Origin of the sequence: Prevotella sp. AM42-24, from assembly GCF_003461825.1 — a bacterium.
Lineage (GTDB): Bacteria > Bacteroidota > Bacteroidia > Bacteroidales > Bacteroidaceae > Prevotella > Prevotella hominis.
Genome location: NZ_QTXV01000012.1, coordinates 17,622 through 33,646, shown reverse-complemented (window position 1 = coordinate 33,646; position 16,025 = coordinate 17,622). Strand labels below are relative to the sequence as shown.

Here is a 16,025-nt window from a genome sequence, read left to right as displayed (position 1 = left end):
GAAACTAAAAAATGATATTTTATTTTTCTGGTACAGGAAATACCCGCTGGGCTGCCATCAAATTGGCAACAGCTACACATGAGCGACTGATTGATATTGCCGAAGAAATGAGGCTCATCAAAAAATCAGGCGCCCAATATACTGAGCCGTTCATCTTGGAAAAAGGTGAACGGCTTGGTTTCGTTTTCCCCGTTCATGGTTGGAGGGTTCCAAGACTTGTCAGGGAATTTATAGCTAAACTTCAGGTCAATCTACCAACTGAAGAAGTACACCCCAACCATGAATCGCCAGTTCCAAGCCCCGTTTACGCCTATGCAGTCTGTACGGCTGGTGACAGTATCGGACTGACCATAGAGAATCTCAACGAAACGATTGCCTCCAATTCTTCCTTATCGAATATCGGAGTGCATGAGGTAGCCTCTTCCTTCTCTCTCATCATGCCTGAGTCATACGTAGGATTACCTTTCATGGATGTCGATCCGAAGGAAAAGGAAATTCGGAAAAAGGAGAAGTCTGCTTTGGAACTGGAAGAAATCAGCGAGGAAATTTTCAATCGTAAGGAAGGTATCTGCAGATTGGTAAAAGGTCCTATTCCATGGTTTTTCACCAAGGTTGTGGGTGGTTTCTTTGAAAAAGTTCTCATTACAGACAAGCGTTTTCACGTCACAGCAGACAAATGTGTGAAATGTGGCATCTGCGCCCATGTCTGTCCCGTTGGAGATATTGATGGCGGTAAAGGGAAAATGCCTGTATGGCTGCATCATGACGACTGCCTCACATGTTTCAATTGTTACCACCATTGTCCGCACCATGCCATCGAGTTTGGTCACCAGACCCAGAAGAAGGGACAATATTATTTCAAATAAAGAATTCTATCAAACAAATAAAGTTATCATTTAGCATTCAAATAAAGCATCCATCAAACGAAATTAGCATTAATAATTAAAAATCATTATATGAAGAAGATTTTACTTAGCATTGCATTTGCTCTGATGGGCATCGCAAGCGGCTTTGCTGCAAAAGCATACTCTGGCATTATCACTGTTACCCAAAGCGACGGAACAGAATTGAACGTCAGAATGTATGGTGACGAACATTTCAATTGGCTCACCACAGAGGACGGAGTTCTTCTTGTACAAGAAGGAAACAACTACTATATTGCAGAAACTACCTCATACGGCACATTGAAAGCTACAAAATTTATTGCCCACAATGCTAACAAACGTGTGTCTGCCGAAATCAAAGCCATCAAAAAGCAAGACCTTTCACGCTTTAGAAGTTATGCCATTGAACAAGCATCAACAGCAAAAGCGATGGGCACAGGAAACAACGGAGTGAAGTATTTTCCACACAGTGGCAGTCCAAAGGCATTGGTTATTTTGGTTGAGTTTTCTGACACACCCTTCCAAAGTGGAGAGAAAGCCAAGAATGTATTTGAGCACTTCCTCAAAGGAAATGTTAAGGACGCCTTACCCGATGGGTATGAGGCATATACAGGCTCTTACAAAAATGATTATTTACGCAACAAAGGAAGTGTTTCTGACTATTTTTACGACATGAGTAAGGGCTCATACACTCCACAGTTTGATGTCGTAGGTCCTTATAAACTCAATCATTCTTCTCTTTACTATGGACAAGGTGACAAAGACAACACCTATGCCCTTGTCAGCGATGCCTGTAAAGCAGCCGATAAAGATGTTGACTTTTCACGATATGATGCAGACGGTGACGGAATGGTAGATCTCGTGTATATCATATACGCAGGCTATCCTGCCAGCATGTCGGGCAACCCAAATGACATTTGGCCAAAGTCTGGACCTGGTGATGGCAGTTTCGGAACCTATGACGGCAAACAGGTCTGCAGATATGGAGTCCATGCAGAACTTAACTTTGGATGGGCGTTGAACCAAAAGAATGGTTTCTTACTTAGCGGAATTGGATTGTTCTGCCATGAATTCTCTCATACGCTCGGTCTGCCCGACCTTTACCCTACTGTTGACGCATCAAAAGTAGATAACCAAAATCCAGAGATGTGGGATTTGATGGACGGAGGAGAATATACTTATAATGGCGGCTACTGCCCTACTCCTTATTCACCTTGGGAATTGGATGTAATGGGTTGGACTTCTCCTGTAGAATTAGGAGATGAAGCCAAACAGGTTAAATTAAATTCCTACCATAAAGAGAGAACTGCTTACAAGATTAATGGAGAAAATGACGAATACCTTCTTATCCAAAATATCCAAAAAGGCGGATGGTGGTATGGGATTGCACATGTTTACAACACAGGTATGCTGATTTGGCGAATTGACTATGGCACTAAAGATGTCAACCTTTTTGACAATCCCAATAACAACATAGGCAAACCAAAAGTCATGATTGTTCCTGCTGATGGTTATGTAATCTCTGACTACAACCATGGTGATGGCAAAAAATGGACAGACGCTCAATACAAGGCAAGTCTCCAAGCCGATCCATTCCCAGGTACTAAAAATGTGACCGAACTTTTGAGTGTCAAACTCAACAACAGCACATTGGAAAAGCCTTTCTACAACATCAAGGAGACCGACGGCGTCATTACCTTCGATTATCTCAAGGACTTTGCTACAGGTATCGACAGCCCTGTCATCCAGCAGAATCAGGAGAAGGATACACGTATCTTCACCCTCGATGGTCGCTACTTGGGCACAGATGTTAGTCAGCTCACCAAGGGAGTTTACATCATCGGAAAGAAGAAGGTTATCATCAAGTAAGACACATAATTCTTTACAATACATTTCAAATGCGAATTCGCTGGATAGCGAATTCGCATTTTTTGTTTACCCCACTTTCATTTTTCCCTGCCCACGGAAAAATTTGCGCTTGGGCAAGGAGAAATTTTTCCTTGCCCAAACTCTATTTCCTCACTCAGTTTATAAGAAGGCAAATCTGCAGAAAGCCTACGAATTATTTTAACAGAGCTTATTTTTCATTCCTATACATAAAAACTTTCTACTGAAAAAAAATAGCAGAATCTTTTGGCTACTTGCTCAAATTATATTATCTTTGCATTCAATATGAGAATAGATATTATCACTGTATTACCGGAAATGCTGGAGGGGTTCTTCAATGAGTCTATCCTGGCACGTGCACAGAAGAAGGGTCTCGCAGAGATTCATCTCCATAACTTGCGTGATTATACATTAGATAAATGGAAACGAGTAGATGACTATCCATACGGAGGAAGTGCCGGCATGGTGATGCAATGCGAACCTATCGATCGCTGCATTACAGCCCTGAAGGCAGAGCGCGAATATGATGACGTCATCTATGTTTCTCCAGACGGAGAGACTTTCAACCAGAAGATTGCCAATGAGATGTCTATGCAAGGCAACCTTATCATCCTCTGCGGTCACTACAAGGGTATTGACCAAAGAGTGAGAGACCATCTCATCACCCGTGAGATTTCTGTAGGCGACTACGTATTGACAGGTGGCGAACTTGCTGCAGCCATTATCTCTGATGCAGTAATCCGTTTGGTTCCAGGAGTCATCAGCGATGAACAAAGCGCTCTCTCCGACTGTTTCCAGGACGACATTCTTGCAGCCCCTATCTATACCCGACCAGCAGACTATAAGGGTTGGAAAGTTCCAGAGATACTGCTGAGCGGAAATGAGGCTAAGATTCGCCAATGGGAATTCGACCAGGCCATGGAAAGAACCAGACGCCTACGCCCTGATTTATTGGAAGAATAAAGATGCATTGGAATAAATCATAAAGTTGAGTCTTTGAGATAAAAACCAAATAAGTCATTTAGCATGACTGTCTGAAAGAGACAGCATGACTAAATGACTTATTTTTATTTGAAATTCTGGCAGAATCTCTCTCCTAAAGAGAAACCTTCCTCATACAAACGTTCCAATTTTTCCGTATCCTTCTCAATACGTCCCACCTCAAGCGGGCGAAGCGGGCGAATACATGTGATCTTACCCGCAGCCTCCAGGTCATCTACAAGTTGGATCTGTTCATTATATACCTTATGACGATGACTCAGAGCAACACGAAGACGAGGATAGTTCGTATATAAATAAGGTATCTTGCGATCCTTCCCATGATCACGCCACCCTTTGTTGCGGGTCAGTATCACCACATTATGCTCATATCCCATATCGATGGCGTGCTGAACAGGAATACTGTCGGCAATACCACCATCCAGCATTGGGATACCATCCACATTCACAATCTTGCTGACATAAGGCAAACTGCTTGAAGCTCTGACAATATCCAGAGCACGCTGCTTATCATGAGTTTCAGAAAGATACATGGCATGCCCCGTCAGACAATTGGTCGTTACCATCTCAAAACCTTCCGCATGCTGGAAATAAGTATCAAAATCGAAAGGCAACAACTGGTTGGGAAATTTATCATAAAGCAACTGGCGGTCGAAGATGCAACCTTGAGTAACCAGATGCCGAAGACCGATATATTCATACCGATCCAAGTAATCGATATTGGAAATACGGGCACGACGGGGTTGGCGACTGATATACGACATACCATTGCAAGCACCTGCAGAAACAGCCACCGTATATGGGAAATACAAATCGTGTTTCATGAAGGCATCCAGTACCCCGCTTGTAAACACACCTCTCATTCCGCCTCCTTCCAAGACCAGTCCCGTTTTTCTTTCCATCTTCATACCATTTACCTGTTTTTTTATTCATTTTTGCACAAAAAGCGGGCTTTTATTATTAATTATTTATAAATTCTCACTTTTTATACGATTTTGCTTGCAAAGATAAGCATTTTTTGGGAAATAATCACTAACTTTGCACCAAAATATAACAAAAAACTAAAAATATGTTTAGTAAGGACACTTACATTCAGCGCCGCCAAGAGCTTAAGAAGCTTGTAGGTGAAGGCGTAATTTTGATTTTCGGAAATAACAATTCACCTTGTAATTTCCCTAACAATGGATACTATCCATTCCGTCAGGACTCTACTTTCCTCTATTATTTCGGACAGCAGCGCGATGGTCTGGTAGGTGTAATCGACATTGACAACGACATCGAGACATTGATCGGTGACGACATAGATATAGAAGATATCGTATGGTATGGCAGCGTGGAAAGCGTACACGACTTGGCAGAACAGGTTGGTGTCCACAACTCTGCACCTATGAAATCTCTGAAGACTATCTGCAATGATGCCATGTCTAAGAAGCGCAAGATACATTTCCTGCCTCCTTATCGCTTTGACATCAAGCTCCAGATATTCGACCTCCTCGGCATCCACCCTAACCAGCAAAAGGAAGAGGCCTCTATGGATCTCATCAAGGCTGTGGTAAAGATGCGCTCTACCAAGACTCCTGAGGAAATCGAGGAACTGGAACGTGCTGCTGTTATTGGTTACAAGATGCATACCACTGCCATGAAGTTGACTCGTCCAGGAGTAACAGAGAAATTTGTAGGCGGACAGGTTGACGGAATTGCCAACTCTTATGGAGCAATGGTCAGTTTCCCTACTATCTTCAGTCAGCATGGTGAGATTATGCACGGCAATCCTTCCATGAGCATTCTGGAAGCTGGCAGACTGGCTCTTTGCGATGCTGGTGCCGAGACCATCAACAACTATTGCTCTGACAATACACGTACCATGCCTGTAAGCGGTAAGTTTACCCAGCGCCAGTTGGAAATCTACTCTATCGTTGAGGCTTGCCACGACTATGCACTCGAAGTTGCCAAGCCTGGTGTGAAATACGCAGATGTTCACTTTGCAATATGCCGTCTGATGTTTGACAAACTCAAGGAGTTAGGACTTGCCAAGGGTGATACAGAAGAGGCTGTCAAGGCTGGTGCTCATGCCATGTTCCTGCCTCACGGATTAGGTCACATGATGGGAATGGACGTACACGATATGGAGAATTTTGACCAGATTAATGTAGGATTCGATGAGGAAGTTCGTCCTAACCTGGAACAGTTCGGTACCAACTGCCTGCGCATGGGTCGCCGTCTCGAAGAAGGTTTCGTCGTAACAGATGAACCGGGAATCTATTTCATCCCTGCCCTCATCGACGACTGGAAGGCATCAGGTCATTGCGCAGAGTTCCTCAACTTCGACAAGCTGGAAACATACAAGGACTTTGGAGGTATCCGTATCGAGGACGATTTACTCATCACCAAAGACGGTTGCAGATTCTTGGGCAAAGACCGCATCCCTTATCATCCAAAGGATGTAGAGGACTACATGGCAGCCAACAGATAAGCAATTCCCTTGAAGAGAGAGAAAAGAAAGAACAACATTATTAATATAAAGAGAAATTTTAATGAAGAAAACATTGATCGCAGCAGCATTGATGGCATTGGTTGCCACAGGTGCAAGCGCAAAGACCGCTACTGATTCAGCAGCTATCGCAAAGAACAAGCCAGTATTTACAGTGGTAAAGGAAAACCCTATCACCAGCATCAAGGATCAGAACCGCAGTGGTACGTGCTGGGCTTACTCTACGCTCAGCTATTTTGAGAGCGAGATTTTGAAGAAGACAGGCAAGACATACGACTTGAGCGAGATGTTCGTTGCCAACAAGACATACATGGACCGCGCCACAATGGCTGTCAGAATGCACGGTGACGTGAGCTTCTCACAGGGTGGTAGCGCATACGATGTACTGTATGCTTTGAAGCATTATGGTATCGTACCAGAGACTGCAATGCCTGCTCCAGGTACATTGACAGGTGACTCACTTGCCAACTTCGGTGAGTTCTTCGATGTGATGACACCATACGTAGAAGCTGTTGCCAAGAGCAATGCTAAGAAAATTTCTTCTGCTTGGAAGAGCGGTCTTCAGGGCATCATCGACTCTTACATCGGTAAGACTCCAGAGAAGTTTACCTATCAGGGCAAGCAATATACTCCACAGTCATTCTGCGAGAGCCTCGGTTTGAATCTCGATGACTATGTAACCATCACCAGCTATACCCACCACCCAATGTGGAGTCAGTTTGCTGTTGAGGTACAGGACAACTGGCGCTGGCCTATGAGCTACAACGTTCCAATGGAAGACATCTGCAAGATTATCGACAACGCAGTCAACAACGGTTATACTATAGCTTGGGGTGGCGACGTAACAGAGGATGGTTTCACTCGCAAAGGTCTCGGTATCGCTTACGATGTAAAGAAGGTTCGTTCTATGGCAGGCACCGATGCAGACCACTGGTTCAAGCTTTCAAAAGACGAGAAGAAAGAGAAGTTCGACTCACTGGGTGTCAACGCTCCTGAGATTGTACCTACACAGCAGATGCGCCAGGAAGCTTTCGATAACTGGGAGACTACCGATGACCACGGTATGCACATCTATGGTATCGCAAAGGATCAGAACGGCAAGGAGTACTACATGGTGAAGAACTCATGGGGTGAGTATGGTGATTACAAGGGAACATGGTACATGACCAAGGCATTTGTAGCATACAAGACTATGGACTTCATGGTAAACAAGAATGCCCTCCCTAAGGATATCCGCAAAAAACTCGGAATCTAAGGATAACAGGAAGAAAAGAAACTTAGATAAATATTTTAAAAAAGGCAGCAATCCATCAGGTTTGCTGCCTTTTTTTACATAATTCATGCTTTTTCTGCTATTTTCAAGTTAAAACATTTCTATTTGTCGTTTTATTTTTGTAACTTTGACGGCAGAAATAAAAAATAATTAAGATGCATTTTAAATGGAATTATGAAGCACCTACACCTGAGCAAGAAAAAGCAGCAAAGGAACTGGGCGAAAAGCTAAGCATCAGCCCAATCTTAGGACAGCTTCTCATCCAAAGAGGCATTACGACAGAATCGGCAGCCAAACGGTTTTTCAGGCCTCAGCTTGCCGACCTGATCAATCCATTCCTCATGAAGGATATGGACATAGCCGTTGACCGCCTCAATGATGCGATGGGACGCAAGGAGCGCATCCTTGTCTATGGCGATTACGACGTAGATGGATGCACTGCCGTAGCTTTGGTCTATAAGTTCCTGCAGCAATTCTATTCCAACATCGATTACTATATCCCCGACAGATATGACGAGGGATACGGAGTCAGCAAAAAAGGAATAGACTTTGCCAACAAGACAGGTGTAAAACTAATCATCATCCTTGACTGTGGCATCAAAGCCATCAAGGAAATAGAATATGCCAAGTCTCTTGGCATAGATTTCATCATTTGTGATCACCACGTACCAGACGAGGTGATGCCTCCTGCTGTGGCTATTCTCAACCCTAAGCGTCCTGACGATACCTTTCCGTTCAAGCACCTTTGCGGATGTGGCGTAGGCTTTAAATTCATGCAGGCTTTCGCCAAGAACAACAACATTCCGTTCTCCAGACTCATCCCGCTGCTCGACTTCTGTGCCGTAAGCATCGCTGCCGACATCGTACCTGTTGAGGAAGAAAACCGTATCCTTGCGTTCCATGGTCTCAAGCTGCTCAATACCAATCCAAGTATCGGCTTGCGTTCCATCATTGATATCTGCGGACTCAATGGTAGAGAAATCTCAATGAGCGACATCGTATTCAAGATCGGTCCACGCATCAATGCTTCAGGAAGAATGGAAAACGGCAAATTGAGCGTTGACCTGCTGGTAGAAAGAGATTTTGCTACTGCCATCCGCATGGCAAAACACATCAATGAATACAACGAACAACGTAAGGACATCGACAAGCAGATGACGGAGGAAGCCAATGGCATTGTGTCAAGACTTGAAAGCCAGAAGCACAACTCCAGTATTGTACTCTACGATGAGGGATGGAAAAAAGGAGTCATCGGCATTGTTGCCTCAAGACTCACGGAAATCTATTTCCGCCCTACCGTCGTTCTGACCAAAGATGGTGATATGGCAACAGGCTCCGCACGCAGTGTAACGGGCTTTGATGTCTATTCTGCCATCAAGAGTTGCCGCGATATTCTCATGAATTTCGGTGGACATACATACGCTGCCGGACTTACCCTCAAATGGGATAAGGTAAAAGAATTCAGAGAAAGATTCCAGAAATATGTAGAGGAACATGTCGCTCCTGAACAGACAGAAGCCTTGCTTCATATTGATGCGGAGATTGATTTCAAAGACATCACCAAGCACCTGTACAGCGACCTGAAACGGTTTGCACCTTTTGGACCAGGCAATCAAAAACCGATATTCTGCACAACCAAAGTGTATGACTATGGTACAAGCAAAGTGGTAGGAAGGGAACAGGAGCATATCAAACTGGAACTTGTGGACTCTAAGTCGAGCAACGTGGTCAACGGCATTGCCTTCGGACAAAGTGCTGCAGCACGATACATCAAGAGCAAACGGAGTTTCGACATTGTATATACAATAGAAGACAATATCTTCAAGAAGAACCAGGTACAACTGCAAATTGAGGATATCCGTCCGAACAACAGTGAGAAATAGGAAAACTCCTGATTTCTGACTCCATCAGACCCAAATGACTAAATGACAGATAAATTTCAAGAGATATTGCGAACATACTGGGGGTATCCTGACTTCCGTGGCATACAGAGAGACATTATCGAAAGTATATCACAGGGTAAGGATACCCTCGGTCTTATGCCTACTGGTGGTGGTAAATCTATCACTTTTCAGGTTCCTGCACTTGCCCAGGATGGCGTTTGCATCGTGATTACGCCCCTCATAGCCCTCATGAAAGACCAGGTTACCCACCTCAAGGAACGCGGTATCCTGGCAGATGCTATCTATGCCGACAAATCCAGAAGAGAAATCATACAGACACTTGAGAATTGTATCTTTGGCGGTGTCAAGATTCTGTATGTCTCTCCGGAAAGACTTTCTACGGATATTTTCCAGACCAAATTACGCCATATCAAAGTAAGCTTTATCACAGTGGATGAAGCCCACTGCATCAGTCAGTGGGGATATGATTTCCGTCCTTCTTATCTGAAGATTTCAGATATCAGAAAGTTGAAACCGGGAACACCCATCCTGGCACTTACTGCCACGGCTACCCCAGAAGTCGTAGATGATATCCAAAACCAACTCCAGTTTTCTGAAAAGAATGTGTTCAAAATGAGTTTCGAACGCAAGAACCTGGCATATATTGTACGCATTACGACCGACAAGCATGGCGAAATGGTTCATATCCTGAAATGTGTACAGGGTTCTGCCATCATCTATGTTAGAAGCCGCCGCCGTACGAAGGAAATAGCAGAAATCCTCAATAAGAACGGCATCCCTGCCACTTTCTATCATGCCGGACTTGACCCTGCCGTAAAGGATGAACGACAGAGAGATTGGCAGGAAGATCAGATAAGAGTGATGGTTGCTACCAATGCCTTTGGTATGGGTATCGACAAACCCGATGTAAGGATGGTCATTCATATAGATTGCCCAGACTCTCTGGAAGCTTATTTCCAGGAGGCTGGTCGTGCGGGTAGAGATGGCAACAAATCATACGCAGTACTACTCTATGATGCCAGCGATGAACGCAAACTGACCAAACGCATCAACGATACCTTTCCAGAGAAAGAACTGATCAGGGATATCTACGAACACCTCGCCTATTTCTTCCAAATAGGTGTGGGGAGCGGTTGTGGAAAAACTTTCGAATTCAACATAGAGAAATTCAGCTATATCTATAAGTATTACCCAACAAAAGTAGATGCAGCTTTGAGAATACTTGAACAGTGTGGTTACATTCATTACGAAGACAATCCCGACGGGAAAGCCCGCCTCATGTTCAACCTGAACAGAAGCGACCTTTATCTTCTGGATAATCTGTCTGAAAATGAAGACCAGGTTGTCACGGCCCTCTTACGCATTTACGGAGGACTCTTCACTGATTTCGTATATATCGACGAATCCCTGATAGCCCAACAGGCAGAGTTGAGTATCCAGCAGGTATATTTCGCATTGAAATGCCTTGCCACCAAACATATCATCACTTTCGTTCCTCGTAGAAAAATCCCGTTTATCACCTATACCCGGGATAGAATTGATGGAGAAAAGGTCGTCATCACCCAAGAAGCATACGAAAACAGAAAAGAGCAATTCGTAAAACGTATCAGCAGTATGATAGCATATGCACAAACAGACTTTATCTGCCGTTCACGACAACTCTTACGCTATTTCGGAGAAGAAACCAAGGAAGATTGCAAGCAATGCGATGTCTGTCTGGAACATAAAGATAACGATTCTGTAGCCAAACAGATGTTTGAAAAGGCGAAAGAAAGTATTCTCCAGATATTAGGTGATCAAAAGAAACATCACATTACAGAATTGAGAGAAATACAAGTACCGAGCCAGCAGTTAGAAAATGCTTTAGAAATGCTGGTATCAGAAAACCAGATACATATAGAAGGCAGTTATATCTATCTGTAAAGCTAACAAAAAAGGATAAACAACAAAAAGAGATAAACAACAAAAAGGGAACGACCCCTCGCGGACCATTCCCTTTCCAACATTATGTACGAGAAAAAAATTAGTTATTTTCAGGACGAAGTTTACGAACTGTAACACCAGCCTGCCACATTTCCTTGTTGCGCATAGCCTCGAGTTCAGCGTTCAACTTCTCACGGTAATCAGCCTGAGAGTTCTTGTCGATAGAAATCTGAGCCTCATTACCAGTCTTAACAGAGTAATACAACCACTCCATAACAGGCTTGATAGCCTCACGGAAACGAGGAGCCCAGTCAAGAGCACCACGCTGTGCAGTTGTAGAACAGTTAGCATACATCCAATCCATACCCTTCTCACCGAAGAGAGGGCCAAGGCTCTGAGTCAGCTCCTCAACAGTCTCGTTGAAAGCCTCAGATGGAGAGTGACCGTTCTCACGAAGTACATCGTACTGAGCCTCCAAAAGACCCTCGATAGCACCCATCAAAGAACCACGCTCACCAGTAAGGTCAGAAGTAGCCTCACGCTGGAATGTAGTCTTGAACAAATATCCTGCACCGATACCGATACCGAATGCAATAGTCTTTTCCTCTGCTTTACCAGATGCATCCTGATATACAGCGTAAGAGCAGTTCAAACCACGACCCTCGCAGAACATTGTGCGGAGAGAAGTACCAGAACCCTTAGGTGCAACCATGATAACATCAATATCCTTAGGTGGAACTACGCCTGTGCGATCGCTCCAGTTGATAGCGAAACCATGTGAATAATACAAAGTCTTACCTGCTGTGAGGTGTGGCTTAATTTTTGGCCAGCAAGCAATCTGACCGGCATCAGAAAGCAACATACAGATGATAGTACCCTTTTCTGCAGCTTCCTCGATAGAGAACAAAGTCTTACCAGGAACCCAACCATCCTTCAGACACTTCTCATAGGTTTTACCCTGACGCTGTCCAACGATGACATTGAAACCATTATCGCGAAGGTTACAAGCCTGACCAGGACCCTGAATACCATAACCGATAACTGCGATAGTTTCGTTCTTCAATACTTCACGTGCTTTCTCCAATGAAAATTCATGACTGGTGACAACAGTTTCCATTACGCCACCGAAATTCATTTCTGCCATAATTATTTTTGTTTTGTGCGGCTTGCCGTTGTGGAGCCGCGGGTTTAACTTGTCCATACGGATGCGAGCTAATTCTTATCCAAAGAATGCCTGTTTGATCCGTCCACCCCCTATTCAAGAGGGCGGCTCTGGGTTTATTTTCCTATCTGGGTGCAAAGGTAATAAATCAATATGAAACTACCAAATTTTTCTTTCACTTTTTTACAAATTTCGCTTTACTTCTTACAACTTCGACTTCTTTTGCGTCATTTTTGCAGATTTTTGTTATCTTTATGCAATATTCTCCCTCATTTACTTCCTCCTCGTAGAAATTGAGACGGTCGCCCTGATGACTCTCTGCCACGTATGCAATTTCAAATCTCTGCAAAAAATGGGTCTTATAGTAATCCAAGTCGAATAAATCAAGAATATGTTCGATATATTTCACTGAATTGATATGTCCATTGACATCTACATCATTATAATAGGTGTCGATACTGCGCACAAACTTGGCATCGGCAGACATCTTGACACGAGAACTGGCTGCTATAGGACATTCTTTCTCTTCCTCGATATACTCCTTGATAAGTCCATCATGGATGGAGAATATATCTACCGGCTGTCGGGTCTCAGTATCTATCATCGCCCACACACTCTTGCCATAGCCATATACCTTCTCCTCTTCTTCATCAGCAGCTGGCTTACCACATATCTTGAAATCACGGGCTGTAAAATACTTCATGGCATTCTCCACCCAGGTCTCAACATAGAACTTGTCATACGACTTAGGCATCTCGGTCATCTCAATGGCCAAGCGACTAAGCACCCAAGTCTTATGTCGTGGCATGAGATAGTTCATGCCATAACCACGGTCGTTGCTATGAAAATCGGCTGCATTCAACAAATGATTGCCCAAATGCCCCATAAACAGGTGACTGGAAAAGTCACAATGAAAAGGTTCCGAAAGGAACTCGTATCTTCCTACTTTACTTAATAATTCCATATCTTATACGAAAAAATGCCTTCTTGTTTTTAAATTCTTTGCAAATCTACAATTTTTTATTGAGAATGCCAAAGAAAAGATTGAGAATTTCTTCTGCTAACGGCGTTCATAAAAACAAACGAGCTACAACCGTAGAACAACTGTCTTACGATCGTAGCCCGCTTATCCCTATATTTCTCTATCTCTGTTATTCCTCTGCACTCTGCTTCAGATAATCAGAGATAGGCTCATCGAAACTTCTTGTTACTGCAATACGGCCTGAGCGAGTATATTGCAAGAGACAATCAAAACTGTTCAACTTATGGAACAAGTCTGCAATATCCTCTGTCAAACCAGCCAAGAGTACCGTACTGTAAGTTGGATTAACCTCCATCATACGAGCATCATGCTTACGGATCGTACGGGAAACCTCAGGGTTTTCCAGCAGAACAGGAGTTGAAATCTTGAAAAGAGCCACCTCATGGATGAAAATCTGATCATCCGCATAGTAATCACTCTTCACGACATCGATTTTCTTCTCTATCGCCTTGTTGATTTTCTCTATCTGCTCAGGATCACTCCATACCGTAATAGTATATTTGTGGATATTCTTGATGCTGCTGGCCGATACGTTCAGGCTCTCGATATTTACTTGTCTGCGGGTGAATACTGCGGTAATCTGATTCAGGATACCCGCAATGTTCTCTGAATAAACAAGCAATGTATATAATTTCTTGTCACTATTATTGTCCATCTTATTTTTCCTTTCTAAAATGTCTGTTACACTTTACTTTGAAAATGCCGGTTACACCTTATTATATATATATGAATCGAGAACTTTAGTAATGAAGTTCCAACTGCATTTCATCAACACTCTTGCCAGGCAAGGTCATCGGAACGATGTCCTCATCTTCCTTGATGGCGCACTCCAGAAGGTAAGGACCCTTGGTAGCAATCATCTTCTCCACTTTCGCCTTCAGATCCTTGCGGTCGATGACCACATCGTAAGGAATGCCGTAAGCCTTGGCTATTTCCTCATAACGAGGGTTCAGCATGTGGGTAAAGGAGCGACGGCCTTCAAACATCAGGTCTTGCCACTGACGTACATTGCCAAGATAATTGTTGTTCAGGAGAATCATCTTCACAGGTGCCTGCTGCTCCATGATTGTACCCAATTCCTGGATATTCATCTGGAAACCGCCATCACCGAAGAAACAGCAGATAGTTCTGTCTGGAGCACCAAAGGTTGCACCGATAGCAGCAGGAAGACCGAATCCCATTGTTCCAAATCCACCACTGGTAACAATACTCAGTTTCTTGGTGAACTTGAAGTAGCGGCTACTGATCATCTGGTTCTGACCTACATCGTTCACGAGAACAGCCTCATTATGGGTAGCTTCCGTCACCACATTGGTCACCTCGCCCATCAGCAGAGGACCCTCTGTAGGATGGATATCCTTCTCGATTACCTTCTCCTGCTCCTGCTGGCGATAAACCTCGAATGAATCTCTCCACTCACGGTGAACATTCTTGTTCAGCAAACGGGTAATTGCCGGCAAAGTCTGCTTACAGTCACCTATCACAGCAACATCCGTCTTGATAACCTTGTCAATTTCAGCCTTGTCTATATCCAGATGGATGATTTTAGCCTGCTTAGCATATTTGGAAGGAACACCAGTAATACGGTCGCTGAAACGCATACCAATAGCGATCAGCACATCACACTCCTGAGTCTTCATGTTGGTAGCATACGAACCGTGCATACCGAGCATACCCATATTCAACGGATGATTGCTTGGTAAAGCAGAAAGACCGAGCAGCGTACGACCTGCAGGAATATCAGCCTTCTCCAGGAATTCAATCAACTCATTGTGAGCACCGCCCAATTCCACGCCATGACCTACCAGTGCAAATGGACGCTTGGCATTATTGATCAATTCGGCAGCCTCCTCTACAGCCTTGGCATCTATGGCAGGATAAGGATTGTAAGAGGTAACCTTCTCACATTTCACAGGTTCCCACTCACAAGTAGCAACCTGGGCATTCTTGGTAAAGTCGAGAACGACAGGACCCGGACGACCACTGCGGGCAATATAGAAAGCACGGCTCACAGCCCAAGCTACATCCTCAGGACGACGAATCTGATAAGACCATTTAGAGATAGGTTGGGTAACACCCACCAGGTCAACCTCCTGGAACGCATCCGTTCCCAAGGCGCCCACGCCTACCTGACCAGCAATAACCACGATAGGTGTAGAATCCATCATAGCATCAGCAATACCAGTCAAAGTATTTGTTGCTCCAGGACCACTGGTCACGAGTGTTACGCCCACTTCGCCACTGACTCGAGCATAGCCCTGTGCAGCATGAGCAGCAGCCTGCTCGTGACGTACCAAGATGTGATCAAACACCTTATTTTCTCCTCTCGTGTAACCATACAGTGAATCAAACACTGGCATGATGCTTCCCCCCGGATAACCGAAAATGGTCTTTACACCCTCAGCTTTCAGGGAGCGCATCAACGCTTCTGCTCCTGTTATTACTTCTTTTGCCATTATT

12 protein-coding genes are annotated in these 16,025 nt (G+C 44.1%); 7 read left to right on the top strand and 5 right to left on the bottom strand.

Going from position 1 to position 16,025, the window contains the following annotated elements:
• Positions 1-11 precede the first annotated feature (11 nt).
• The 3 genes from DW917_RS05915 to trmD all read left to right on the top strand — a co-directional run bounded on the left by DW917_RS05915 (position 12) and on the right by trmD (position 3,734).
• Positions 12-866 carry an EFR1 family ferrodoxin gene (locus DW917_RS05915; RefSeq protein WP_118117120.1) on the top strand — a complete coding sequence of 285 codons (855 nt, stop codon included), beginning with the start codon at positions 12-14 and terminating at the stop codon, positions 864-866.
• A gap of 90 nt (positions 867-956) precedes the next feature.
• Positions 957-2,753: a M6 family metalloprotease domain-containing protein gene (locus tag DW917_RS05910; protein ID WP_118117119.1), complete on the top strand. Its 1,797-nt coding sequence runs from the start codon at positions 957-959 to the stop codon at positions 2,751-2,753.
• Between the two features lie 303 nt (positions 2,754-3,056).
• Positions 3,057-3,734, top strand: a complete 678-nt coding sequence (trmD, locus tag DW917_RS05905) for a tRNA (guanosine(37)-N1)-methyltransferase TrmD (protein WP_118117118.1) — start codon at positions 3,057-3,059, stop codon at positions 3,732-3,734.
• Between the two features lie 104 nt (positions 3,735-3,838).
• Here trmD and DW917_RS05900 read toward each other — a convergent pair whose 3' ends face one another.
• A complete protein-coding gene (locus DW917_RS05900; RefSeq protein ID WP_118117117.1) occupies positions 3,839-4,678 on the bottom strand; it encodes a patatin family protein in 840 nt (279 codons plus the stop codon).
• 161 nt (positions 4,679-4,839) lie between these two features.
• On the opposite strand from DW917_RS05900, the gene DW917_RS05895 reads away from it, so the two are divergent.
• The 4 genes from DW917_RS05895 (at position 4,840) to DW917_RS05880 (ending at position 11,361) form a co-directional block, all read left to right on the top strand.
• Positions 4,840-6,243: an aminopeptidase P family protein gene (locus DW917_RS05895; protein ID WP_022110991.1), complete on the top strand. Its 1,404-nt coding sequence runs from the start codon at positions 4,840-4,842 to the stop codon at positions 6,241-6,243.
• 61 nt (positions 6,244-6,304) lie between these two features.
• A complete protein-coding gene (locus DW917_RS05890; protein ID WP_118117116.1) occupies positions 6,305-7,516 on the top strand; it encodes an aminopeptidase C in 1,212 nt (403 codons plus the stop codon).
• A 173-nt stretch (positions 7,517-7,689) separates the two neighbouring features.
• On the top strand, positions 7,690-9,417 hold the full coding sequence (gene recJ / locus DW917_RS05885) for a single-stranded-DNA-specific exonuclease RecJ (RefSeq protein WP_118117115.1): 1,728 nt from the start codon (positions 7,690-7,692) through the stop codon (positions 9,415-9,417).
• A 42-nt stretch (positions 9,418-9,459) separates the two neighbouring features.
• Entirely contained in the window at positions 9,460-11,361 is a 1,902-nt protein-coding gene (locus DW917_RS05880) for an ATP-dependent DNA helicase RecQ (RefSeq protein WP_118117114.1), read from the top strand.
• A 100-nt stretch (positions 11,362-11,461) separates the two neighbouring features.
• On the opposite strand, the gene ilvC is transcribed toward DW917_RS05880, so the two are convergent.
• The 4 genes from ilvC to ilvB form a co-directional block, all read right to left on the bottom strand.
• The gene (gene ilvC, locus DW917_RS05875; protein ID WP_118117152.1) at positions 11,462-12,505 is read right to left on the bottom strand and encodes a ketol-acid reductoisomerase; all 1,044 of its coding nucleotides are present in this window, start codon (positions 12,503-12,505) and stop codon (positions 11,462-11,464) included.
• Positions 12,506-12,698: 193 nt separating this feature from the next.
• Positions 12,699-13,487 carry an acyl-[acyl-carrier-protein] thioesterase gene (locus DW917_RS05870; RefSeq protein WP_118117113.1) on the bottom strand — a complete coding sequence of 263 codons (789 nt, stop codon included), beginning with the start codon at positions 13,485-13,487 and terminating at the stop codon, positions 12,699-12,701.
• A gap of 187 nt (positions 13,488-13,674) precedes the next feature.
• Complete coding sequence (gene ilvN / locus DW917_RS05865; protein WP_022111276.1) at positions 13,675-14,220, bottom strand: acetolactate synthase small subunit; 546 nt, start codon at positions 14,218-14,220, stop codon at positions 13,675-13,677.
• An 85-nt stretch (positions 14,221-14,305) separates the two neighbouring features.
• Positions 14,306-16,021 (bottom strand): biosynthetic-type acetolactate synthase large subunit, encoded by a 1,716-nt coding sequence (gene ilvB / locus DW917_RS05860; RefSeq protein ID WP_118117112.1) that lies wholly within the window; start codon positions 16,019-16,021, stop codon positions 14,306-14,308.
• Positions 16,022-16,025 lie beyond the last annotated feature (4 nt).